Origin of the sequence: Stenotrophomonas sp. CASM106 (assembly GCF_049384825.1) — a bacterium.
Lineage (GTDB): Bacteria > Pseudomonadota > Gammaproteobacteria > Xanthomonadales > Xanthomonadaceae > Stenotrophomonas > Stenotrophomonas muris.
This window is the reverse complement of sequence record NZ_JBMRFS010000005.1, coordinates 86,625-109,890: the sequence shown is the minus strand read 5'-3', so window position 1 is coordinate 109,890 and position 23,266 is coordinate 86,625. Positions and strand designations below refer to the sequence as shown.

Annotated in this window: 24 protein-coding genes and 1 riboswitch; of the genes, 16 read left to right on the top strand and 8 right to left on the bottom strand. The window is 67.3% G+C overall.

The genetic code is table 11. From position 1 onward, the window contains the following. Positions 1-45: 45 nt before the first annotated feature. A complete protein-coding gene (locus tag VG556_RS13710; RefSeq protein WP_014645582.1) occupies positions 46-1,146 on the top strand; it encodes an NADH:flavin oxidoreductase/NADH oxidase in 1,101 nt (366 codons plus the stop codon). Between the two features lie 3 nt (positions 1,147-1,149). Here the strand turns inward: VG556_RS13710 and VG556_RS13705 are convergent, their stop codons facing one another. Then, on the bottom strand, positions 1,150-2,061 hold the full coding sequence (locus VG556_RS13705; RefSeq protein WP_032962124.1) for a LysR family transcriptional regulator: 912 nt from the start codon (positions 2,059-2,061) through the stop codon (positions 1,150-1,152). Positions 2,062-2,175: 114 nt separating this feature from the next. On the opposite strand from VG556_RS13705, the gene purU reads away from it, so the two are divergent. Further along, positions 2,176-3,027, top strand: coding sequence for a formyltetrahydrofolate deformylase (gene purU, locus VG556_RS13700; protein WP_005411937.1), 852 nt, complete (start codon positions 2,176-2,178; stop codon positions 3,025-3,027). A 52-nt stretch (positions 3,028-3,079) separates the two neighbouring features. Here the strand turns inward: purU and pncA are convergent, their stop codons facing one another. From pncA to VG556_RS13680, 4 genes are all read right to left on the bottom strand, one after another. Continuing rightward, positions 3,080-3,706: a bifunctional nicotinamidase/pyrazinamidase gene (pncA, locus tag VG556_RS13695; protein WP_014645585.1), complete on the bottom strand. Its 627-nt coding sequence runs from the start codon at positions 3,704-3,706 to the stop codon at positions 3,080-3,082. A 55-nt stretch (positions 3,707-3,761) separates the two neighbouring features. Next, positions 3,762-4,448 carry an epoxyqueuosine reductase QueH gene (locus tag VG556_RS13690; protein WP_080281917.1) on the bottom strand — a complete coding sequence of 229 codons (687 nt, stop codon included), beginning with the start codon at positions 4,446-4,448 and terminating at the stop codon, positions 3,762-3,764. A gap of 161 nt (positions 4,449-4,609) precedes the next feature. Beyond that, positions 4,610-4,839, bottom strand: a riboswitch (cobalamin riboswitch). A gap of 133 nt (positions 4,840-4,972) precedes the next feature. Next, complete coding sequence (locus VG556_RS13685) at positions 4,973-6,382, bottom strand: nicotinate phosphoribosyltransferase (RefSeq protein WP_100450899.1); 1,410 nt, start codon at positions 6,380-6,382, stop codon at positions 4,973-4,975. 64 nt (positions 6,383-6,446) lie between these two features. Next, positions 6,447-7,496 (bottom strand): bifunctional nicotinamide-nucleotide adenylyltransferase/Nudix hydroxylase, encoded by a 1,050-nt coding sequence (locus VG556_RS13680; protein WP_014645588.1) that lies wholly within the window; start codon positions 7,494-7,496, stop codon positions 6,447-6,449. Between the two features lie 193 nt (positions 7,497-7,689). Between VG556_RS13680 and VG556_RS13675 the strand changes: the two genes are divergently transcribed. Continuing rightward, positions 7,690-9,582, top strand: a complete 1,893-nt coding sequence (locus VG556_RS13675) for a patatin-like phospholipase family protein (protein ID WP_032962108.1) — start codon at positions 7,690-7,692, stop codon at positions 9,580-9,582. Between the two features lie 132 nt (positions 9,583-9,714). On the opposite strand, the gene VG556_RS13670 is transcribed toward VG556_RS13675, so the two are convergent. Then, positions 9,715-11,082, bottom strand: a complete 1,368-nt coding sequence (locus VG556_RS13670) for a helix-turn-helix domain-containing protein (protein ID WP_014645590.1) — start codon at positions 11,080-11,082, stop codon at positions 9,715-9,717. Positions 11,083-11,197: 115 nt separating this feature from the next. Here VG556_RS13670 and VG556_RS13665 point away from each other — a divergent pair, with 115 nt between their 5' ends. The 5 genes from VG556_RS13665 to mmsB are packed head-to-tail and all read left to right on the top strand — an operon-like array spanning position 11,198 to position 16,737. Beyond that, positions 11,198-12,703: a CoA-acylating methylmalonate-semialdehyde dehydrogenase gene (locus tag VG556_RS13665; protein ID WP_014645591.1), complete on the top strand. Its 1,506-nt coding sequence runs from the start codon at positions 11,198-11,200 to the stop codon at positions 12,701-12,703. 14 nt (positions 12,704-12,717) lie between these two features. Beyond that, a complete protein-coding gene (locus VG556_RS13660) occupies positions 12,718-13,884 on the top strand; it encodes an acyl-CoA dehydrogenase family protein (RefSeq protein ID WP_099475903.1) in 1,167 nt (388 codons plus the stop codon). Then, positions 13,881-14,678 carry an enoyl-CoA hydratase gene (locus VG556_RS13655; protein ID WP_005407685.1) on the top strand — a complete coding sequence of 266 codons (798 nt, stop codon included), beginning with the start codon at positions 13,881-13,883 and terminating at the stop codon, positions 14,676-14,678. The genes VG556_RS13660 and VG556_RS13655 overlap by 4 nt, the downstream gene beginning before the upstream one ends. After that, entirely contained in the window at positions 14,675-15,850 is a 1,176-nt protein-coding gene (locus VG556_RS13650; RefSeq protein ID WP_046428050.1) for an enoyl-CoA hydratase/isomerase family protein, read from the top strand. The genes VG556_RS13655 and VG556_RS13650 overlap by 4 nt, the downstream gene beginning before the upstream one ends. Further along, positions 15,847-16,737: a 3-hydroxyisobutyrate dehydrogenase gene (gene mmsB / locus VG556_RS13645; protein WP_032962101.1), complete on the top strand. Its 891-nt coding sequence runs from the start codon at positions 15,847-15,849 to the stop codon at positions 16,735-16,737. The genes VG556_RS13650 and mmsB overlap by 4 nt, the downstream gene beginning before the upstream one ends. A gap of 302 nt (positions 16,738-17,039) precedes the next feature. Here mmsB and VG556_RS13640 read toward each other — a convergent pair whose 3' ends face one another. Then, on the bottom strand, positions 17,040-17,465 hold the full coding sequence (locus VG556_RS13640) for an organic hydroperoxide resistance protein (RefSeq protein ID WP_004153735.1): 426 nt from the start codon (positions 17,463-17,465) through the stop codon (positions 17,040-17,042). A 111-nt stretch (positions 17,466-17,576) separates the two neighbouring features. Beyond that, entirely contained in the window at positions 17,577-18,533 is a 957-nt protein-coding gene (locus VG556_RS13635; protein ID WP_100450900.1) for a cation diffusion facilitator family transporter, read from the bottom strand. A gap of 378 nt (positions 18,534-18,911) precedes the next feature. Between VG556_RS13635 and VG556_RS13630 the strand changes: the two genes are divergently transcribed. From VG556_RS13630 to VG556_RS13595, 8 genes are all read left to right on the top strand, one after another. After that, positions 18,912-19,424, top strand: coding sequence for a head-tail connector protein (locus tag VG556_RS13630; protein WP_014645595.1), 513 nt, complete (start codon positions 18,912-18,914; stop codon positions 19,422-19,424). Then, positions 19,421-19,771 carry a head-tail adaptor protein gene (locus tag VG556_RS13625; protein WP_014645596.1) on the top strand — a complete coding sequence of 117 codons (351 nt, stop codon included), beginning with the start codon at positions 19,421-19,423 and terminating at the stop codon, positions 19,769-19,771. Before VG556_RS13630 ends, VG556_RS13625 begins: the two co-directional genes overlap by 4 nt. 23 nt (positions 19,772-19,794) lie before the next feature. Continuing rightward, positions 19,795-20,151 (top strand): tail completion protein gp17, encoded by a 357-nt coding sequence (gp17, locus tag VG556_RS13620; protein ID WP_014645597.1) that lies wholly within the window; start codon positions 19,795-19,797, stop codon positions 20,149-20,151. Between the two features lie 71 nt (positions 20,152-20,222). Further along, a complete protein-coding gene (locus tag VG556_RS13615) occupies positions 20,223-20,882 on the top strand; it encodes a phage tail protein (protein ID WP_014645598.1) in 660 nt (219 codons plus the stop codon). Next, positions 20,882-21,190, top strand: coding sequence for a phage tail assembly chaperone (locus VG556_RS13610; protein ID WP_014645599.1), 309 nt, complete (start codon positions 20,882-20,884; stop codon positions 21,188-21,190). Before VG556_RS13615 ends, VG556_RS13610 begins: the two co-directional genes overlap by 1 nt. Positions 21,191-21,240: 50 nt before the next feature. Then, the gene (locus tag VG556_RS13605) at positions 21,241-21,498 is read left to right on the top strand and encodes a DUF1799 domain-containing protein (RefSeq protein ID WP_014645600.1); all 258 of its coding nucleotides are present in this window, start codon (positions 21,241-21,243) and stop codon (positions 21,496-21,498) included. A 75-nt stretch (positions 21,499-21,573) separates the two neighbouring features. After that, positions 21,574-22,938: a phage tail tape measure protein gene (locus tag VG556_RS13600; protein WP_046428054.1), complete on the top strand. Its 1,365-nt coding sequence runs from the start codon at positions 21,574-21,576 to the stop codon at positions 22,936-22,938. Further along, entirely contained in the window at positions 22,935-23,264 is a 330-nt protein-coding gene (locus tag VG556_RS13595; RefSeq protein ID WP_049441818.1) for a phage tail protein, read from the top strand. Before VG556_RS13600 ends, VG556_RS13595 begins: the two co-directional genes overlap by 4 nt. Positions 23,265-23,266: the final 2 nt, after the last annotated feature.

The following is a 23,266-nucleotide window of genomic DNA, read 5'->3' as shown; positions in this document are numbered from 1 at the left end:
CGCGCAGCGGTGCAATACGCACCCCCTACGTCGTTCATCACCCCCTTGAGCCAGCTGTTTTCGCCGATCTCGTTCGGCCCCCTGACCCTGTCCAACCGCATCGTCATCGCGCCGATGTGCCAGTACTCCGCCGAAGACGGCCGCGCCAGCGACTGGCACGCCATGCACCTGGGCAACCTGGCGCAGTCCGGCGCCGGCCTGTTGATCCTGGAAGCCACCGCGGTCGAGCCGCGCGGCCGCATCAGCTGGGCCGACCTGGGCCTGTGGGATGACGGCACCGAGGCCGCGCTGGCACAGGTGCTGGCCAGCGTCCGCCGCTGGTCGCCGATGCCGCTGGGCATCCAGCTGGGCCATGCCGGCCGCAAGGCATCCACCGCCCGCCCGTGGGACGGGGGTGGCCAGTTGCCGGCCGGCGATGCGCGTGGCTGGGCCACCGTGGCGCCGTCGCCGCTGCCGTTCCATGCCGCCGATCCGGCACCGCAGGAACTGGACGAAGCCGGCATCGCCGAGGTCATCGCCGCCTTCGCTGCCAGTGCGGTGCGCGCCGAGCGCCTGGGCTTCGAGCTGATCGAGCTGCATGCCGCGCACGGTTACCTGCTGCACCAGTTCCTGTCGCCGCTGAGCAACCGCCGCACCGATGGTTACGGTGGGTCGCTGCCGAACCGCCTGCGCCTGCTGGTGGAAGTGTTCGACGCGGTACGCGCGGCGGTGTCCGACAAGGTCGCCGTGGGCGTGCGCATTTCCGCCAGCGACTGGGTCGAGGGTGGTTGGGACCTGGTGCAGAGCGAAGCACTGGCCCAGGTGCTGGACGCGCGCGGCTGCAATTTCCTGCATGTCTCCAGTGGCGGCCTGGACGAGCGCCAGAAGATCACCGTCGGCCCCGGTTACCAGGTGCCGTTCGCGGCGGCGATCAAGGCCAAGGTGCGCATGCCGGTGATCGCCGTGGGCATGATCACCGAACCGGAGCAGGCCGAATCGATCCTGCGCCATCGCCACGCCGATGCCGTGGCCCTGGCGCGCGGCATCCTCTACGACCCGCGCTGGCCGTGGCATGCCGCCGCCGCATTGCGCGACAGCGTTGAACCGGCGCCGCAGTACCTGCGCTGCGAGCCGCGCGATGCGCGCGGCGTGTTCAAGGCGCGCTGAGGCTCACACCCGCCAGGCCGGCGCCATGCCGGCCTGCAGGTGCTCGAACAGCGCGCGGATCTTGGCGGTGAAGTCGCGGCGATCGCTGACGCAGAAATAGACCTCCATCGGCTCCGGACGCCACGTGCTGTCGGCGCCGAACACGGCCTGCAGGCGTCCATCGCGCAGGTAGGGCTCGGCCACGAACGCAGCCAACCGCGTGATGCCGGCACCGGCCGCCGCCAGCGACGCCAGCGCATCGATGTCATCGCAGACCATGCTCGGCGGTAGCGCGGCGTCCACACGCTGGCCGTCCTTCAGCAGGCCCCAGCGCAACGGCCGGCCATCGGTGGGGAAGCGGTGCAGCAGCCCGCGATGGCTGCCCAGATCCGATGGTTCCTGCGGGGTGCCATGGGCCTTCAGGTAGGCCGGCGAGGCGCAGAACACGAACGGTACGCGTGCCAGCTGCCGTGCGACCACGCCGTCTTCCAGCTGCGCGCCGATGCGGATGCTGGCATCCACCGCCTCTGGACCATGCTGCACGGCGCGGTCGGTCAGCCGCAGTTCCAGCTGCAGCTGCGGGTAGCGTTGCTGCAGTGACGGCAGCAACGGGGCCAGCACGTGGCGGCCGAACGCGCTGCTGCTGGCGATGCGCAGCGGCCCGGCCGGTTCGATATCACCGGAGGTGACCATCGCCTGCGCGCGCGCCAGGTCGGCCTCGATGTGGCGCACCTGCGCCAGGTACAGCGCGCCGGCCTCGCTGAGCGCCAGCTGGCGCGTACTCCGGTTCAGCAGCCGTACGCCCAGATGCGCTTCCAGCCGGTTGATGTTCTGGCCGACTGCGGTGGCGCTGATGCCAAGGATGCGGGCCGCGGCGGCAATGCTGCCGGTCTCTGCGGTGCGGGTGAAGCTGCGGATCAGTTGCAACAGGTTCATGACCGACCAGCTTGCCACGGTGATGGCCAAGTATCGCTTGGGACTGAACCAAGCGGTTCGGTTGCATCGGCGATCATCCGGCTGCTGGACAGGAAGCTGCCCTACACTGTGGCGATGCGCCCCGATTCCATCCTCACCCTGTCCTGCCCCGACCGTACCGGCATCGTCTACCGCGTGTCCGGCCTGCTGTTCGACCACGGCTGCAACATCCTCGACGCCCAGCAGTTCGGCGATGAGGAAAGCGGCCGCTTCTTCCTGCGCGTGCATTTCGACCGTGACGCCGGCCTGCCGCTGGAGACCGTGCACGCCGCGATGGCCACGCTTGCCGAAGGCTTCGGCATGGACTGGCAGCTGCATGATGGCCGCCGCCGGGCACGCCTGCTGGTGCTGGTCAGCAAGCAGGGGCACTGCCTCAACGACCTGCTGTTCCGCGCCCACAGCGGCCAGCTGAAGGTCGACATTGCCGCAGTGGCCTCCAACCACGCCGACTTCGCGCCATTGGCCGCGTCCTACCAGGTACCGTTCCACCACCTGCCGGTAACCGCCGATACGCGTGCGGTGCAGGAGCAGCAGATCATCGACCTGGTCGAGCGCGAGCGCATCGACCTGGTGGTGCTGGCACGCTACATGCAGATCCTGTCACCCACGCTGTGCCGCGCGCTGGCCGGGCGTGCGATCAACATCCACCACAGCTTCCTGCCCAGCTTCAAGGGCGCGCAGCCGTACCACCAGGCGCACGCGCGCGGGGTCAAGATCATCGGCGCCACCGCGCACTACGTCACCGAGGATCTGGACGAAGGACCGATCATCGAACAGGACGTGGCCCGCGTGGATCACGCCATGGCGCCGCGCGAGCTGGTGCGGCTGGGCAGCGATACCGAATCGCTGGTGCTGGCACGCGCCGTGCGCCGCCATGTGGAGCACCGCATCCTGCTCAACGGGCATCGCACGGTGGTGTTCCGGTAACGCGCTGCCCCTTCCGGGTCCGCCGGGCATGGCCCGGCGCTACCGTTGTGGGTCAGGCGGTCGCGATCCCCGCCTTGCCCAGCGCATCGCGCACCATCGCGTCGTTGGCTTCGGTCACCGGCCGGGTCAGGTCCCACAGGAACTTCACCCGGAAGCCGGACTTCACCGCGTCCTGCGCGCTCCACAGCACGCAGTAATCGCGGGCCAGGCCGCACACGTGCACTTCGCGGATGCGGCGCTCGTGCAGCCAGCCGGCCAGGCCGGTGGCCGGGCGCTCGCCATCGGGGCCATGGTTCTCGCGGAAGGCGCTGTACGAATCCACCTGTTGGCGCGTGCCCTTGCGCAGGATCAGGTCGGCCACGGTCCAGTCCACGCCCGGGTGCAGCGCGGCACCGGCGCTGCCCTGCACGCAGTGGTCCGGCCACAGGGTCTGCGGCTGCGCGTGCAGCAGGATGGTCTCGAACGGGCGTTGGCCGGGGTGCTGGCTGGCGAACGAGGCATGGTCGGCCGGGTGCCAGTCCTGGGTCGCCACCACGGTGCGGTAGCGGCGCTGCGCCAACAGATCGGCGATCGGTGCCACCAGCGCATCGCCCTGGTCGCAGGCCAAGGCGCCACCGGGCATGAAGTCCGGCTGCAGGTCGATCACCAGCAGGGCGACATCGGCGGGCAGGGCGGTCATGGCAGTTCCGCTACAACAGAAGGGGCGACCAGCGTGGCCGCCCCATGCCTGCACGTCAATCGCCCTGTGGCGTCCCAGCGTCCTGCCCGTAGTACAGCAGGCCGATCCTGATCCGCTCGCGGCCATTCTCGCGGCGATGGCGGTTCGCATCGCGAAGCGAGTACACGCAGCCGCAGTATTCCTGCTGGTAGAACTGCTCGCGCTTGCTGATCTCGATCATGCGGCTGGCGCCGCCGCCCTTGCGCCAGTTGTAGTCCCAGTACTGCAGGCCTTCATAGCGCGAGGCGGCGCGGATGCCGCAGTCGTTGATCTGCGCCATGTTCTTCCAGCGCGAGATGCCCAGCGAAGAACTGATGGTGTCGTAACCGTGCTCGTGCGCGTACAGCGCAGTGCGCTCGAAGCGCATGTCGAAGCACATCGTGCAGCGGATACCGCGTTCGGGTTCGTTTTCCATGCCCCGCGCACGGCTGAACCAGTTGTCGGTGTCGTAGTCGCAGTCGATGAAAGGAATGCCGTGCTGCTCGGCGAAGCGGATGTTCTCCTGCTTGCGCAGCTCGTATTCCTTCACCGGGTGGATGTTGGGGTTGTAGAAGAAGATCGCGTAGTCGATCCCGGAGGCGGTGATCGCCTCCATCACTTCGCCGGAACAGGGCGCGCAGCACGAATGCAGCAGCAGGCGCTTGCCGTCGGCGGGCAGGGTCAGGGTGGGGCGTTGGAGCTCGGTCATCGTCAGGTACCGCATGGACCGCCGGCAACGGCGGTGGCCCATGCATCAGCGCGTGGGTGAACGGGTCTGGCCGGATACCGTGAACAGGACGCGCGCGGCCACACCGCCTGCACGCGCAGGACGACGACGGCCCCGGCAACCTCCCCGCGGAGATTCCAGGTCGAGTCAGGGGACGGTCGTGTCCCCCGGCCGGGGCCGGTATTCGGGCTGATGGACACGGGCCGCAGCCCACCTACTACCCGCCGCTTCCCAGGCGCGAGCCCAGTGCTGTTGGCAGGATTCGTTTCCATTCACCGCTGCGGGGCAGCTCCGGAATGGACGCGCGAGGCGCCTTCACCGGATTCCCGTTTAAATCCCTCCCCGCGCCGCAGCGATGGGAGGGATACCTTCAGCGTGTGCAAGGTGGACCTGTTGGTGGCGCCGGTCAAGAGCGCAGGGGTCAGAACCCGCTACGCTGCAACGGGATCCGACCCCAGCGGAAGGAAGGGGTCGGATCCCGCTGCCACGCAGCGGGCTCTGACCCCGGTCGGGATGCACCTTCAATGCCCCGCGGCCGCCCGCGTGCGGATGTCGTCCAGGCGCTGGTCGTGCAGCAGGCGGCCGTTCTCCCACACGGTCACCATTGCGTCCTCGAAGCCGTCCGGCAGGGTGTCGTCGCCGTTGGCCGGCAGCGGCACCGTGTGCAGGCTGCCATCGTCCAGGCGGCGCAGCAGGCGCATGCGGCCACGCTTGCTGGCCTTGCCGGCGTCGGTGACCGGATCCTTGTAGACGTCGATCCACTCACCCTCGACCCGCGCCGCCGAGCACTTCAGTGCGAACTTCTGCGTGTCGCGGTCCAGCCGCTGCAGCAGCGCACCGCCCATGCCGAAGGCCACGTTGTCGGCGGCGTAGCCGTCGTTGGTGATGCGCTGCAGGATCGCCCGGATGGTGTCCGGATTGATGCCGTCGCCCTGGATCACCCGCACGTGGTTGAGCACGCGGTAGCCCTTGCCGTTGAGGCTGTGGCCGAACGCTTCATCCAGCCGGCGCAGGCTTTCGGCCACCACCTCCACCGGGTCCCCCGAGTCCGGGCGGATGACCAGGGTGGCGCCCGAGGCGATCACTTCATCGCGCAGGGTGGTACCCCAGTGCTCGCTGATGGCGCGGTAGATGTCATAGCTGTCCGATACCACCGCCACGATCGCACCGGGCGTGCCGAACTGGCGCAGCATGTTGCGGTAGGCGTCCACCTCGCGCTCGCGGCCCCAGCTGGTGATGGTGCTGTGCTCGGCGGCGGGAATCGAATAGCCGGCCATCGGCGCGTGATAGTGCGCGCGCGCCAGGCACAGGGCCGATACGGTATCGGTGCCGAGGAAGTTGACCAGGTGTGCGGCACCGCCCAGCGCGGCCGATTCCAGGCTCGATACACCGCGCGCGCCGAAGTCGTGCAGCTTGAACGGCAGCTGCCCTTGCGGATCATCGCTGGTCTGCTGCAGGAACGCGGCGATGGTCTGCCGTGCGTGCCAGCTGATGGTGGCCACGGTGACTGGATACCACACCCGCAGCAGCAGCGTTTCCAGGTACGACGGCACCCAGAACGCGGCCGGATCGGTCGATTCGATGGTCATCAGTGCCTGGTGGGTGGGCACCACGCTGCCTTCGGGCACGGCGCGGATGCGCACCGGCAGGTGGCCGCCAAGCCGGTCGACGATATCGCGCCAGCCGGCCTCGTTGAACGGTTCGCCATGCGCGGCGAACACCGCAGCAGCGTCGTCGATGTCGGCGTGGGTGACCGGCCGTGCCAGCGCGTCCTTGAGGATCGCCTGCAGGCCGAAGAACACCGTGCGATCGTGCAGGCCGCCACGTGATTCGACGTAGAAGAACGTGGCATCGGTACCCGGCGGGTACTGCAGCCAATGGCTGGCCTTGTAGCTGTCGGTGTTGAGGAGAAGATTATCGAGGTAGTGCATGACGGAAGCTCCTTCGCGTCGGGTGGCACCGGCGGTCTATCCGCCAGTGGGAAAGCCGGGCCGGTCAGCCGCGGCCGAGGAAGTACTCCAGGATGTGCAGGTGGTCTTCGAACAGCTGCGGGCCCATGTCCAGGGCCTCACTCACCGGTATCCAGCGTGCCTTGTCGGCATCGTCGCCGCCGCGCACCGGCGGCAGCTCGCCGGCCGGAAACTCGAAGTGGAAACCGTGGGTGATGGTGCGGCCACGCTGGCTGCGGTCCGGGTGGTCGAACACCTGCTGGCCCTTCAGCGACCCCTTCAACACCGGCAACGGAATCTTCAGGCGGGTTTCCTCGCGCAGTTCGCGCAGGCAGCTGTCGAGCAGGCTCTGTTCCTGGCCGACGAAGCCGCCGGGCAATGCCCACAGCCCCTTGCCGGGTTCCGAGCGGCGACGCACCAGCAGCACGTGGCCCGAATGCACCACCACCGCATCGGTGGTGACGAAGGTGGGCGCGTAGGGCGCATCCTTCCAGGCGGCCTTGTACTGTTCGATGAAGCGGTACTCGGCCACCAGCTGGCCATACGCAGGCGCACTCTTGCGGAACGCTTCGAGCATGTCGTACACCGGCGCCGGCACATTGCCACGCAGCATCAGCAGCGCGCCGTGGAAGTCGACGTCGCCGGCCTCGAACAGGTAGCGCCGCAGCTCGGTGGCCGACAGGGTGGCGGTGTGCTGCACGTCCACCAGCGGCCACTGCGGGAACTCGCGCAGGTAGTAGCTGGACGCATCCTTGTCCATGCCGATCAGGCCTACCCTGGCATCGGCGGCGGCACCGTCGTTGCGCAGGGCGTCAGCCACCTGGCGCTGCACGTTGGCGATCCACTGTGCTTCGTTGTACAGGTGGTCACGCAGCGGGCGGATCAGCAGACGGTCGGTGTGGCCGTCGAGGGCCGCCTGGATCATCACGGCGCGTTCGGCCACGGTCCAGGGATTGCGCAGGCTGCGGGGGGTATCGGCAGAGCCGACCAGGAAGATCAGCTTGCGGGCCCGGCTCAGGGCCAGGCGGGCAACGGCGGCGTGGCCGTTGTGGAAGGGCTCGAATCGCCCGATGAAGACGAGATAGTCGAATTCCATGAGAATCCCTCATGTCGTTGTGGCAGCCGCGGGTCTGTCCCTTGGCTTGCTGCAGATGCTACGCCGATGGCGGGGCGGGTCAAGCCTGCAGCCGTGCTTTCTGCTGAACGGCGCATTGCGTGCGCGGACTGCGCCGTTGTTCTCAGGCCCTGAGAAGCCGCTGCGCCATACTGCAACCCACGCGGCGGACGGCATGCTCGGGGGCAAGACAGTGGCGGACAAGTACTGCGATCTGGTCATGAAAGGCGGCATCACCAGCGGCATCGTGTACCCCAATGCGGTACTGGCGCTGGCCCGCGAGTATCGCTTCAAGAGCATCGGCGGCACTTCAGCCGGCGCCATTGCGGCAGCGGTGGCGGCTGCAGCGGCCTGCGGCGATCGCCGCCAGCAGGCCGGCGAGCAACTGGCTGGCGACGCCGGCTATGGCGGGCTGTCGGCGGTGTCGGCACAGCTGTCGCGGCGCGGCTTCATCTACAGCCTGTTCCAGCCGGCGCGCGGCGCGCGCGCGGCCTATCGGCTGCTGGTGGTGCTGACCGGCAATGCCCGCCTGCCGCACAAACTGCTGTGCCTGGCCGTTGCGGTATTCGAGATCGCGCCGCTGGAAGTGCTGGTGTCGCTGGCGCTGCTGCTCGGCCTGGGCTGGTGGGGCGGTGGCTGGAGCGGCGTGGCCGCCACGCTGCTGCCATCACTGCTGTGCGCCTACGGTGCGGGTGTGGCCGGTGCCGCGCTGCGGGTCGCGCGGGTGGCGCGTCGCAACCTGCTGGGCCTGTGCAGCGGCCTCAGCCGCGATCCACGCACGCCGGCGCTGACCGAGTGGTTGCATGAATGCCTGCAGCAGCTGTCCGGCAAGCCGCTGGATGCACCGTTGACCTTCGCCGACCTGCACGATGCGCCGCGCTACGCCGGTGAGCCGGACAGCCCGCATGCGATCAGCCTGCAGATGATCACCACCTGCATCTCGCACAACGAGCCGCGCACGCTGCCGCTCGGCGGTGCGCAGTTCTGGTTCCTGCGCGAGGAGTTCGAACAGCTGTTTCCTGCCGGCGTGGTGCAGTGGCTGGTGACGCAGGCCGGCCCGCCGCTGGAGGTGGACGGGCGGCAGTACTACCACCTGCCGCAGGGCCCGAAGCTGCCGGTGCTGGTGGCCACGCGCATGAGCCTGAGCTTCCCGCTGCTGATCAGCGCGGTGCCGCTGCATGAACCCTCACGCCGCGAACGACGCTGCGAACCGGCCGCCCCTGCGGCCGACCAGGAGCACAACGTTGCCGACAGCATGGAAGGGCTGACCAGTGCCGGGCAGACCTGCGGCCCGGTGATCACCGCCTTCCGCATCTGCTGGTTCTCCGATGGCGGCATCAGCAGCAACTTCCCGATCCATCTGTTCGACGCCGCCCTGCCGCGTTGGCCGACCTTCGCCATCAACCTGGTCTATCCACAGCACGCCGAAGCGGTGAGCCAGGGCAGCGGCGGCCGCCAGGCGCTGGAACATGCGGTGTTCCTGCCCACCGAAAACCGCCACGGCTGGCAACGGCATTACCAGTCCATCGCCACGCCACTGGCCGCAGCCGAGCTGGGTCGTTTCCTGTTCGCGGTGGTGGCGACCATGCAGAACTGGCGCGACCTGCTGCAGGCGCGCGCACCGGGTTATCGCGACCGCATCGTGCACGTCAGCCTGCAGGGCGACGAAGGCGGCATGAACCTGGACATGCCGCAGGAGGTACTCTCCCGCATCGCCGACAAGGGCAGCCTGGCCGGTGCGCGCTTCTGTTCGTTCTCGTTCGAGAACCACTACTGGATCCGCTGGCGCAACCTGGCCTCGGCCTACCAGCGCTACACGCTGGAAGTGGCGCGCACCGATGATCCGGCGCAGCAGGTGCTGGCCTACCGCGCGGCGTACGCGATGGTCGCCAGCGGTCAGCCGACGCCACCGTCGTACAAGCTGGGCTCGGAAGACAAACGGCTGGCCTCGCAGCAGTTGTGGGGCTTGATGGTCGAGCAGGGCCGCACCTGGGAGGACCTCGGCCCGGACCTTACCGACGGCGCACCGCGTCCGCTGCCGCAGATGAAGGTGACCCCGATCTACTGACCCGATCCTGCGGTCGAATCGGGGTCAGATCCGTTTCCGCAGGAAAACGAATCTGACCCCGCAGTGGTTGCTGCTCTTGCCGGCCAGCGGCCGGCACTACCGCAGGTGCAGGGCGCAGCCCTGCAGAACCCCCTATCGCCCCGGCAACTGCGCGAACGCGCGCTGCATGCAGTCCTCGCGCGGGCACACCCGGCACCCCGGGCCGATCGATACCGAATTGCCCGGGCTCTGCACATCCAGCCCCAGTGAATACACCAGGCGTTCGGCATGCTGCAGGTCGCAGCCCAGCGCCACCGCGAAGGTCTTGCGCGGTTGGCCATGGCCGACCGGGCCACTGCTGACCTGCCGCGCCAGCCAGAAATGACGGCGGCCATCGGGCATGCGCGCGGTCTGGGTGAGGATGCGCCCGGGTTGGTTGAACGCCTCGTAGACGATCCACAGCGGGCACGATCCACCCACCTGCGAGAAGTGGAAATCGGTGGCCGAATGGCGCTTTGAGACGTTGCCCGCCCGATCCACGCGGATGAAGAAGAACGGCAGGCCGGGCGCGCTGCGCCGTGCCAGCGTGCTCAGTCGGTGGCAGACCGCTTCGAAGCCGACGCCGAACTGGTGCGCCAGCAGTTCGATGTCGTAGCTGCTGGTTTCGGCTGCACGCAGGAAGCGCATGTACGGCATCACCAGCGCACCGGCGAAATAGTTGGAGAGACCGATCCGCGCCTGCGCGATGCGTGCCTCATCGGTGAACCCGGCGCGCGCCACCACCGCATCGATCTGCGGCAGGTAGCCGTGCAGGGCCAGCTCGGCCGCCATCTGGAACGCCTGCTGTCCGGGCTCCAGGTAATCGGGCAGCCACAGCCGCCGCGCACCGGCATCGTAGTGCCGCTTTTCGCGCCCGGCCTGCAGTGCGGCCACTTCCACCAGCACGCCATGGCGGTCGGCCAGCAGCTGGCGCAGCCGCGGTGCCACATGCCCGGGCGACAGCCCCCATTCGGCGAACAGCTGCTCGGCCAGCTCGTCCAGCTCGGGAATGTGGTTGTGCATGCGGTTGAAGAACTCGCGCACCTGGTCACCGGCGGGCAGGGTGCTGCCGGCGCCGGGCTCGCCCAGCTGGAACTCCAGTGCGGCCGCGTGCTCGCGCAGCGCCAGGTGACGACGGTGCAGGTCCAACAGCGCGCGGCTGACCTGCGGCAGGTTGCCGGCCAGGGCGCGCAGTTCGGTCGCGCTGACCTCGGCCAGGCCCAGGTCGCGCAGGGTTTCGCCCAGCGCCTCCTGCAGGGCGGCGGGCTCATCGTCATCGAACAGCGAGGAAACGTCGCCCAGCACCTCTCCCAGCTTCTTCTGCACCGCCGGTGTCAGGGGGCGCTTGTTGCGCTCGATCTGGTTCAGGTAGCTGGCCGACAGCCCCAGCGCACGCGCCAGATCGGCCTGGCTGTAGCCGCGCTGCTCGCGCAGCCGCAGCAGGCGCAGGCCGAGTTGCCGCTGGGGAGCTGAATAATTCACAGAATTAACAGGAATCGTGGGGCGTGTTGGCCAGATTAAGCGGATTCAGCCCGGAAATCGAGCCGGGTGCTGTGAATAATGCCAAGCATCTTTCGCACCCTGTGGGATTGTCGTCATGACTGTTGCAGCGCCCCGTATCCGCATGCTGATCGATGGCCAGTTCGTTGAATCGGCCACTTCCCACTGGCAGGACGTGATCAATCCGGCCACCCAGGACGTGCTGGCCCAGGTGCCGTTCGCCACCACCGGCGAAGTGGACGCCGCCGTCGCCGCCGCCAAGGAAGCCTTCAAGACCTGGCGCAAGACCCCGATCGGCACCCGCGCGCGCATCTTCCTGAAGTACCAGCAGCTGATCCGCGAAAACATGAGTGAGCTGGCCCACATCCTCACCGCCGAACAGGGCAAGACCCTGCCGGACGCCGAAGGTGATGTGTTCCGCGGCCTGGAAGTGGTCGAGCACGCCGCCGCCATCGGCAACCTGCAGCTGGGCGAGCTGGCCAACAACGTGGCCAATGGCGTGGACACCTACACGATCATGCAGCCGCTGGGCGTGTGCGCTGGCATCACCCCGTTCAATTTCCCTGCGATGATCCCGCTGTGGATGTTCCCGATGGCGATTGCAACGGGCAACACCTTCATCCTCAAGCCGTCCGAGCAGGACCCGATGGTCACCATGCGCCTGGTCGAGCTTGCCCTGGAAGCCGGCATTCCGAAGGGCGTGCTGAACGTCGTCCACGGCGGCGAGGAAGTGGTCAACGCGATCTGCGACCACCCGGACATCAAGGCCGTGTCGTTCGTCGGGTCCACCCGCGTCGGCACACACGTCTACAACCGCGCCTCGCTGGCCGGCAAGCGCGTGCAGTGCATGATGGGCGCCAAGAACCACGCCGTGGTGCTGCCGGACGCCAACAAGGAACAGACCCTCAACGCAATGGTCGGTGCCGCCTTCGGTGCCGCTGGCCAGCGCTGCATGGCGGCTTCCACGCTGGTGCTGGTCGGTGAAGCGCGCAACTGGGTGCAGGACCTGGTGGCCAAGGCCCAGACCCTGAAGGTCAGCGCCGGCACCGTGTCCGGTACCGACGTCGGCCCGGTCATCTCCTGCAGCGCCCGCGAGCGCGTGGAAGGCCTGATCGCCTCGGGCGTGGAGCAGGGCGCCAAGCTGGTGCTCGATGGCCGCAAGCCGCAGGTCGATGGCTTCGAGAAGGGCAACTTCGTTGGCCCGACCATCTTTGCCGGTGTCACCACCGACATGCGCATCTACCAGGAAGAAATCTTCGGGCCGGTGCTGGTCATCCTCGAAGCGGAAACGCTGGAAGAGGCCATCGCGATGGTCAACAGCAACCCGAACGGCAACGGCACCGCACTGTTCACCCAGTCCGGTGCTGCCGCGCGCAAGTTCCAGGAAGACATCGACGTCGGCCAGGTCGGCATCAACGTGCCGATCCCGGTGCCGGTGCCGCTGTTCTCGTTCACCGGTTCGCGCGCCTCCAAGCTGGGCGACCTGGGCCCGTACGGCAAGCAGGTGGTGCTGTTCTACACCCAGACCAAGACGGTCACCGCGCGCTGGTTCGATGACGAGACGCTGAGCCACGGCGTCAACACCACGATCAGCCTGAAGTAACGGCAGGAGCAGCCATGAGCCACTCGATGACGACGGAACTGGACGAAGCACAGCAGGCGTACCGCGAGGCGGCGCGCGACTTCGCACTGGCCGAACTGGCGCCGCACGCCGCGCGATGGGATGCGGAGGGCATCTTTCCGCGCGAGGCGATCGCCAAGGCCGGTGAGTTGGGCTTCTGCGGTCTGTACATGGACCCGGAAGTGGGCGGCAGCGGCCTGAGCCGACTGGACGCCGCCGTCGTCATCGAGGAGCTCGCCAGCGTCGACCCGTCGACGGCGGCGTACATCAGCATCCACAACATGGCCTCGTGGATGGTGTCCACGTGGGGCCAGCCGGCACTGCGCGATGCCTGGGGCACCGACCTGTCATCGGGCAACAAGCTGGCCTCGTACTGCCTGACCGAACCGGGCGCCGGTTCCGATGCGGCCTCGCTGAAGACCACCGCCGTGCGCGATGGCGACTTCTACGTGCTGAACGGCTCGAAGGCCTTCATTTCCGGCGCCGGTGCCACCGACCTGCTGGTGGTGATGGCGCGTACCGGCGGTGCCGGTGCCGGCGGTGTCAGCGCCATTGCGGTGCCGGCGGACCTGCCGGGCATCAGCTTCGGCCGCAAGGAAGAGAAGATGGGCTGGAACAGCCAGCCCACCCGTGGCATCACCTTCGAAAACGTCCGCGTGCCGGTCAGCCACCTTCTGGGAGAGGAAGGCGGCGGCTTCAAGCTGGCGATGAAGGGGCTGGACGGCGGCCGCATCAACATCGCCGCCTGCTCGCTGGGTGCCGCACAGGGTGCACTGGATGCTGCGCGCCGCTACATGGGCGAGCGCCGCCAGTTCGGCAAGGCGCTGGCCGAGTTCCAGGCGCTGCAGTTCAAGCTGGCCGACATGGTCACCCAGCTGGTGGCTGCACGGCAGATGGTGCACACCGCGGCACGCAAGCTCGATGCCGGTGCCAGCGATGCCAACGTGTGGTGCGCGATGGCCAAGCGCTTCGCCACCGATGCCGGTTTCAACGTCTGCAATGAAGCGCTGCAGATCCACGGGGGCTACGGCTACATCCGCGAATACCCGATCGAGCGCCTGCTGCGTGACTGCCGCGTGCACCAGATCCTGGAAGGCACCAACGAGATCATGCGGGTGATCGTTGCCCGTCACCTGCTCAACACCGAAGAGGAACTGCGATGAAGGATTGGCGTACCCAGGAGCACGTGGGCCTGAAGGTGGAGGTCGATGGCCACACCGCCGTGGTCACCCTGAACAACCCGCCGGCGCATACCTGGACCGTGCACAGCCTGTCGGCGCTGCGCGACCTGGTCGGCGCGCTCAACGCAGACCGCGACATCTACGCGCTGGTGATCACCGGTGACGGCGAGAAATTCTTCTCCGCCGGTGCCGACCTCAACCAGTTCGCCTCCGGCGACAAGGCCGCTGCACGTGAGGCCGCGCGCCGCTTCGGTGAAGCCTTCGAAGCGCTGTCCGGTTTCCGTGGCGTGTCGATCGCCGCGATCAACGGCTACGCCATGGGCGGTGGCCTGGAGTGCGCGCTGGCCTGCGACCTGCGCATCATTGAAGACCATGCCCAGGTCGCGCTGCCGGAGGCCACCGTCGGCCTGCTGCCGTGTGCCGGCGGTACCCAGAACCTGCCACGCCTGGTCGGCGAGGGCTGGGCCAAGCGCATGATCCTGCTGGGTGAGCGCATCAATGCCGAGACCGCGCTGCGCATTGGCCTGGCCGAAGAAAAGGTCGGCAAGGGCGAAGCCAAGGCGCTGGCGCTGGAATGGGCGAAGAAGGCCGGCAAGCAGAGCCCGACCAGCATCGCCGCCTGCAAGACCCTGGTGCAGTCCACCCGCACCGGCACCCACGCCTCGGCGCTGGTGGCCGAGCGCGAAGCCTTCGTCGACCTGTTCGACACCGCCGACCAGGTCGAGGGCGTGACTGCCTTCCTGGAAAAGCGCGCCGCGCAGTGGAAGAACGCATGAGCACGGATACCGCTGCCGACGACGCACCGGTGCTGTTCGAAGAGCGCGTGGCTGGCAACGGCACGCGCATCGGCATCGCCACGCTCAATGCGCCGCGTACGCTCAACGGTTTCTCGCTGCCGATGGCGCACCTGCTGCTGAAGCAGCTCAACGCCTGGGCCGACGACGATGGCATCGCCATGGTGGTGCTGCAGGGCGCCGGCGAAAAGGCGTTCTGTGCTGGTGGCGACCTGCACAGCCTGTACAAGGCCATGGTCGCCTTCCGTGAGGCCGGCCACAGCGACATCCGCCAGAACGCCTATGCCGCCGAGTTCTTCGACGTCGAATACCGCGTCGATTACCTCATCCACACCTACACCAAGCCGATCCTGTGCTGGGGCCACGGCATCGTGATGGGCGGCGGCATCGGCCTGATGTCCGGCGCCAGCCACCGTGTGGTCAGCGAACGCTCCAAGCTGGCCTTCCCGGAAATCACCGTCGGCCTGTTCCCCGATGTCGGTGGCAGTTGGCTGCTGTCGCGCGTGCCGGGCAACGGTGGCCTGTTCCTGGCCCTGACCGGCGCACTGCTCAACCCGGGCGATGCCATCTACGCCGGCCTGGCCGACGTGCACGTGGCCGAAGAACGCCGCAGCGCGGTGTTCGATGCGCTGCTGCAGGTGGCCTGGTCCAATGACACCGCACACAACCACGAACGCCTGACCCATCTGCTGCAGTCGCATGCCAGCGATGCCGCCACCGGTCCACTGCTGGCCCACGCGGCGCAGGTCGATGCGTTGTGCGAAGGCGATGACCTTGAAGCCATCGTGGCGCGCATTGCCGGCCTGCAGACCGACGACGCCTGGTTGCAGGCGGCTCAGAAGACCCTTGCTGCCGGTGCACCGGGTTCGGCACGGTTGGCGTACGAACTGCAGCGCCGCAGTGCCGGCCAGGACCTGGCCGCGATCTACCGCCTGGAGTACATCGTCGCCCTGCATTGCGCCGCCCATGGTGATTTCGCCGAAGGCATCCGCGCGCTGCTGGTCGACAAGGACCGCAATCCGCAGTGGAACCCGGCCACCCTGGCCGAGGCCACTGGCGCGTGGGCAGACACCTTCTTCGCTTCCCCCTGGGCCGACGCCGCGCATCCGCTGGCCGACCTGGGCACTCCCCTTGTTGAAAGGAGCCTTGCATGAGCCGCATTGCATTCATCGGGTTGGGCAACATGGGTGGCCCGATGGCCGCCAATCTGGTCAAGAACGGCCACAGCGTGCGCGTGTTCGATCTGGTTCCGGCCGCGGTGCAGGCCGCTGTCGACGCCGGCGCCAGCGCTGCATCGTCGGCGCGCGACACCCTGGCCGATGCCGAAGTGGTGATCTCGATGCTGCCGGCCAGCCGCCATGTCGAAGGCGTGTACCTGGGCGACGACGGCATTCTTGCCGCGATCCCGGCCGGTGCGCTGGTCATCGACTGCAGCACGATCGCCCCGGCCAGCGCCCGCAAGGTCTCGGAAGCGGCCGCCGCGCGTGGCCTGCAGATGATCGACGCACCGGTGTCCGGCGGTACCGCCGGCGCCCAGGCCGGCACCCTGACCTTCATCGTCGGCGGCGAGGAAGACGCGCTGGAACGCGCACGCCCGGTGCTGCAGGCGATGGGCAAGAACATCTTCCACGTCGGCGCCAGCGGCGCTGGCCAGGTCGCCAAGCTGTGCAACAACATGGCGCTGGGCGTGATCATGGCGGTGACCGGTGAAGCCATCGCACTGGGCGTGGCGCACGGGCTGGACCCCAAGGTGCTGTCGCAGATGATGGCGGTCAGCACCGGCCGCAGCTGGGCCACCGAAGTGTGCAACCCGTGGCCGGGCGTGCTGGAGAATGCGCCGGCCTCGCGTGGCTACAGCGGCGGCTTCGGCAGCGATCTGATGCTGAAGGACATGGGCCTGGCGGTGGAAGCGGCGATGAGTGTCGGCGCTTCGATTCCGCTGGGCGAAGTGGCCCGCAATCTCTACTCGATGAACCACCAGGCCGGCCGCGGCAAGCTGGATTTCTCCAGCGTCGTGCAGCTCATCACCAGCGACCAGTAACTGGTCGCTGGTCCGCGCATTCCACCTTATCCCCGCGCCGTTGGCGCGCCCCCTTGAACAACAAGGGGGCTCTTCTCCAGAGGGATGGATGCGCGCCGCAGCGAATGCGTCCCCGGCCAGGTGCTGGGGCCCACCCGAGGTGGGATGGGCGGATGCCCGGTTTCGACCGGCATCCGCCCATTTTTTTGGGGGTCGGATCCCTTTCGCAACGCGAAAGGGCTCTGACCCCATATAGCCGTGCGGGCCTGGGATGGGGTCAGAGCCCTTTGCCGGTGGCAAAGGGATCCGACCCCGGCACCGCATCAGGCAACGATCAGCGTTACATCAATGTTGCCGCGGGTGGCGTTGGAGTACGGGCACACGATGTGCGCCTTCTGCACCAGTTCTTCCACCTGCTCGCGCGGCACGCCCGGCACGTTGATGGTCAGCTCTGCCTCGATGCCGAAGCCGGTCGGGATCTGGCCGATGCCGACCTTGCCGGTGACGGTGGTGTCGGCCGGCAGCGCGACCTTGGCCTGGCCGGCCACGAACTTCAGCGCGCCCAGGAAGCAGGCCGAGTAGCCAGCGGCGAACAGCTGTTCCGGGTTGGTGCCCGGGCCGCCGGCACCACCCAGCTCGCGCGGGGTCGACAGCTGGATGTCCAGCACGTTGTCGGACGAGACGGAACGGCCTTCACGGCCGCCGGTGGAGGTGGCCTGGGCGGTATACAGAACCTTTTCGATGGACATCGGGATGCTCCTGGTCAGTGGGTGGGTACTGCTATGGAGCCTACTTTGCCCGGTTTCTGCGTACGTTGGGTTGCAGTCCGTACGAAAAACTTGATTGATCGTCCTGTTGGCCTAGATCGTCCACTCGCGGTCGGTGGTGAACATGATGGTCAGCCAGCGGTCCGGCGAGGCCTCGCCCAGCGCATCGCCGATCTCGTCGCGCAGCTGGTCCCATTCCAGCAGGGGCCGCGGCGGGTCGTCCTCGCGTACCACGAAGAACAACTCGATCTGCTCGCCACGCCCCACCTGGGCGACGTAGCTGCGATGCTCGACGAAGCCATGCTTGGCCACGATCGCGCGTGCCACCGCGTCCACGTGCGCCTGCAGTTCCGGCGGGGTGACCAGCAGGATGCCGGCCAGCGCCCGGCGCACCGTCCCGAGCGGGGCGATCATCACCAGCACGCAGACGAAGGCAAGGATGGCCGGGTCGATGTACGGCCCGACCCAGGCCAGCGAGGTGCCGCGCACCAGCACGCCGCCAAGGAAGGCCAGCAGGTAGCAGGCCGACATGCTGGCGGCGATCACCCAGTTCTTCGCGTCCAGCGCGATGAACTCCGAACCGATGCGGCGGTTGGCGCGCAGCACGAACCAGGCCAGCGCACCTTCGCCGATGATCGACAACCCGGCGAAGGCGATGGCTGGGCCGAGTGCGATGTGGCGGCCGCCGGACATCAGCGCATCCACCGCATTGACCAGCGCATACAGTGCCGCGCCGATCATCTGCGTGCCGCTCACCCCCAGCACGATGGGCTCCAGGTGCCAGAAGCCCATGGTGAAGCGCTGGTTGAGCCGCGACTGCAGCGCGTCGGTGCTGGTGGACAGTGCGATCAGACGCGCGACCAGCAGTGACAGCCACGTCATCACCACATCGATCAGGCCGTAGATGCCATCGAAGATGATCAGCGAGGAATTGGCCAGAAGACCAAATACCACCGCAGCGGCAGCCAGCAGCAATGAGCCTGCGATGGACAGGCGCAGCACGCCTTGTTCGGTACGCGCATCGAAGAAGCGTTCGGTGTTGGCAGGCATGCGGGAATCCAGCGGGAAATGGGCTGCGGAAGCAGCGCGTTGCCATTCTATCCAGCCTGCGGCACGTCGCCATGACCACGCCCGCACAGCGCCTGGAAAAGTCACCAGACTGGTAACCGTTTGCGGATTGACGGGTGCACACCCGAAGCGTATCGTTTGTACCACGATGACATAGAAGCCTCCGGTGACCCCGGGGGCTTCTTTCGTTTGCGCCGTCGCGCGCTGCGAGGTCACCGCCACCGGCCCTGACGTCCCCGTCGCAGCCGTTCTGTTTTCCGCCCCGATCCTGCCTTTCCCGCGCCGTCCTGGTGATCGCGTGGGGCGCCGCCGTGCGCGCAGGATCGGGGCACTCCACATCCATCAACGAAGGAGGATTCGATGCCCCTGCTGACCCTTGAGCAGTGCCGCGCGCACTGCCGTATCGACGGCGATTTTGACGACGCCATCCTGGGTGACCTGCTGGCCGCAGCCAGCGACGCAGCCGCGGCCTATCTGGGCCGCGAGCTGTACGCCGATCAGGCCGCGCTGGACCAGGCGCTGGACCAGCTGCCGCAGGACATGGCGGCGGCGGTGACCGGGCATGAAGCCGCGGTTGCCGCCGCCAATGCCGAGACCAACGCGGCCAAGGCCAAGGCCATGCGTGATGTGGCCGATCGCCGCCTGGCCGTGGCGACCGCGCGCAGTGCGCGCCTGCTGCAGGGCATGCCGGTCAACGACAGCATTCGTGCAGCGGTGCGCCTGTTGCTGGGCCACCTGTACGCCCATCGCGAAGCCGTGGTCGTCTCTGCGCAGACGTTCGATGCACCGGCAGGCGCCGCTGCCATCGCAATGGAGCTGCCGTTCGGCGTGGCCGCGCTGCTTGATCCGTACCGATCGGCAGCAACGCCATGAACGCCGGCCACTTCAATCGCCGCATCCGCATCGAGCGCCAGGACGGCCAGCTCGATGCGTGGGGGCAGCCGCTGGACGCCTGGCAGCCGGTGGCAGAACTGTGGGCCGCCATCATCGCCGACCGCGCAGACAGCGTGCAGCGGCTGACGCTGGAAAGCCGCCTGCCGGCAACGATCCGGCGCCAGCGCTTCCATGTCCGATTGGCAGCCGCACGACAGGCAGGCATCCAGGCCGGCATGCGCATCGTGCATGACGGTCGTGTTTTCAACATCACCGGCGTTGCGCCCGACTTCAGCCGGCGCCAGACCACGGTGCTGTTCACCGAACAGTCTTCAGGCATCGCCTGAGCGACGCCAACCAGGACACCGCGATGAGTTACGAAGCACAGCTGCACGCGCTGCTGGCCCCGCTGCTGCAGGGCCGGCTGTATCCCGACCTTCCGCCGGAACCGGTCATCTATCCGTGTGCCGTCTACCAGCAGATGGGTGGACAGTCCGTGTGGTTCAACGAAGGTTCCATTCCCGAACAGAAGCACGCTCGCGTGCAGCTGACCGTCTGGGCAGACAGTCGCGCCCAGGCCAACACCCTGATCCGCAACATCGAGGATCAGGTATGCGCAGGATTGCCGACCGCCGAATCGTTCGGCGCTGCAATCGCCGTGCATGAGCCGATGCTGCACAAGTACGGCGCGCGGCTCGATTTCGGCCTGTGGTACGTCGACCCGTAAACCGCATCACCCGTGCAACACCCCAGCCCGGCATTCGCCGGGCTTTTTTTTATCCAACGAGGAAATACACCATGGCACTCAAGCTTCCCAAGGGCACCCAGTTCGGCTTCGCACCGGTCGTCTCCACCGCGATCGCCACCAGCGCGATCTCCAAGGCTGCGCCGGCGCTGGCCAGCGTTGCCGCCAACAGCGTCGACACCGGCGATGTGGTGGTCATTGAACTGCCGGGCTGGCCGGCCCTGAACAACCGCGCCACCCGCGCCGGTGCTGAAGCCACCGGCAGCGTTGAACTGCTGGGCATCGACACCACCGATACCGTGCTGTTCCCCGGCACCAGCGGTGCCGGTGTACTGCGCAAGGCGGGCGCCTTCGTCGACCTGGACCAGCAGGGCGACCCGACCACCGCCGGTGGCGAGCAGCAGTACTGGAGCGGCACGCTGCTCGAAGACCCGACCGGTCGCCAGGTGCAGATGCCGACCTTCAAGAACGCCAAGACCATCACCCTGCCGCTGTTCTACGATCCGAAGAAGCCGTGGTATTCGGCACTGAAGAACGCTGACGCCAAGGGCGAGCCGGTGATCCTGCGGGCCAAGCTGGTCGGTGGCGACGTGCTGTACTGGTACGGCTACCTGAGCTACAACGGCGACCCGACCATGGCCGCCAACACCCCGATGGGCACCACCGCGACCTTCACCGCGCTGGCAGACTCCATCCTGGTCGAGGGCGCCTGATGTTCCAGGTCAAGGCGCCGGAGAGCTTCAAGAGCACCCTGACCATCGTCGGTCACGGCCGCGAGCAGAAGCTCAACCTGACCTACCGGCACCTGTCGGTAGCCGACTACGCCAGCCTGCTGGAGCGTCTGGGCGATGACACGTTGAGCGTGGCCCAGGCCATCCTGGACATCGTGGTGGACTGGGATGCCGATGTGGCGCTGGACACCGCCGGCGTCGAGCTGGCGCTGCAGCAGCAGGCCGGCCTGGATGGCGCCATCATCGGTGGCTACACCCAGGCCCTGCAGGTCGCACGCAAGGGAAACTGATTGAGGCGGTGGGGGCCCTGTACTGGCGGGCCCCCACCGAGTCCGAGCTGATGAAGCTTGGATTGAAGGCAAAGCACTTTCCACCACCGCAGGTCGAGCTGTGGCCGGAGTGCGTGCTTCCCATCGAACTTTTCTCGCGGGTTGCCACCCAGTGGCGCGTCGGCGCAGGTGGCCCGATCGGGCTGGATTACAACGTGGTCTACCGGGAGCTGGAGCGCGAAGCGCTCGACGGCGACCAGCATGACGAGGTGATGGCGGCCATCCGCATCATCGAACGCGCTGCCTTGGAGCAGATGCAACAGGAATGAGCCGGTCATCGCGGCAATGCCGATGGCCGATCCAGGCTCCGCCGAAGCGGAGCCGACTCTCCCGAGGAACACTCAATGAGCACTACATCGCCTGGCAGCACACGGACCACCGTGGAGGCCAGCAACGCATTGGAAACGGCCATGCAGGCAGCAAGGCGCGGCATGACCGAGATGACCGGCACCACACAGGAGTTCCAGCGGCAGCTGGAGAAGATCAACACGGTGCAGCAGGCCTTCAATGCCGTGCTGACCACCAGCGCATCATTGGTCACCGCACTGTCCACGCAGCTGACCGCCCTGAACACGCAGCTGCAGGCGGCGGCGAAGGCAGGAACAACCGCAGCGGGCGCGGACGCCGGCAAGGCTGCAAAGAAGGAAGAGAAGGCCCAACAGGACGACAAGGGCCTAGCAGGCATCCGCAAGGGCCTGGGCGGCGCGCTCGGCGACTATATCGGCAAGACCGAAAACACCGCCACGGCTGCCAAGAAAGCCTTCGACAAAGCATTCACCGGCGCCGACGAAGCGTTGAGGAGCTTCGTGACCACCGGCAAGTCCAAGTACAAGGAACTGGCCCAGTCCATCCTGTCCGACCTCAAGATGATCGCCGCACAGCAGGCACTGGTCTGGGGGGCGAGGAAGATCGCCGGCTTGATGGGGGTCGACCTGACGCCCAAGGATGCAGCGACGGACGCGGCGGCGGTGGCTGCAGGCGTGGCGACTGCCAAGGACGCCAAGGTCGGTGATGCCAAGGCGGGCGAAACCAAGGACGCCAAGGACACCAAGGGCACCACAGGACTTTCGGGGTTCCGCAAGGGCTTCGGCAGCGCGCTCGGCGAGTACATGGAAAAGACCGAGAACTCCGCCAAGTCCACCCAGGATGCCTTTTCCAAGGCGTTCACCGGCGCAGAGGCGGCACTGCAGAGCTTCGTGAAGACGGGCAAGTCCAACTACAAGGATCTGGCCAAGTCGATCATCGCCGATCTCAAGATGATCGCCATCCAACAGGCAATCGTCTGGGGCGTCAAAAAGATCGCGGGCCTGTTCGGATATGGCACGGGGGTGGAGGCCAACGCCAACGGTGGCGTCTACCAGTCGCCGAGCCTGTCGGCCTATTCCGGCGGTGTCTACAACACTCCGCAGCTGTTCGCCTTCGCCAAGGGCGCCGGCGTGTTCGGCGAAGCGGGACCGGAAGCGATCATGCCGCTGCGGCGCGGGCCGGACGGCCGCCTGGGTGTGGCCGCGCACGGTGGCGGCGGTGGCGGCGGAGTGGGAGTCAGCATCCGCATCGACAACAACGGTGGCAAGGAAGTCACCACCAACGAAAGCATGCTGCAGCAGTTCGGCAACGAGATCGGCCAGTTCGTGGAACGCAAGTACCGCGAGCTGCAGAGTCGTGACCTGAAGGCAGGTGGTGTGCTCAGCAGGAGTGCCATGCAATGACCGACACCTTCACCTGGCCGGCAACCAGCCAGAGTACTGGAACCACCACCGCCGCCGTGAAGCGCGCGAAGTTCGGAGATGGCTATGCGCAGGCCGCTGCCGATGGCCTGAACGCCACTTCACGCAGTTACCAGCTGCAGTTCGTCGGCAACCGCAAAACGATCAACGAGATCGTGACCTTCCTGGATGGTCATGCCGGCCGCAGCTTCCTGTGGAAAGGGCCACTGGGGCAGGGGCTGTACATGTGTGATTCCTACACCGACAGCCATCTCGGCGGCCAGGTATCGACCATCACCGCCACCTTCGAGCAGACCTTCCACGCGTAGGG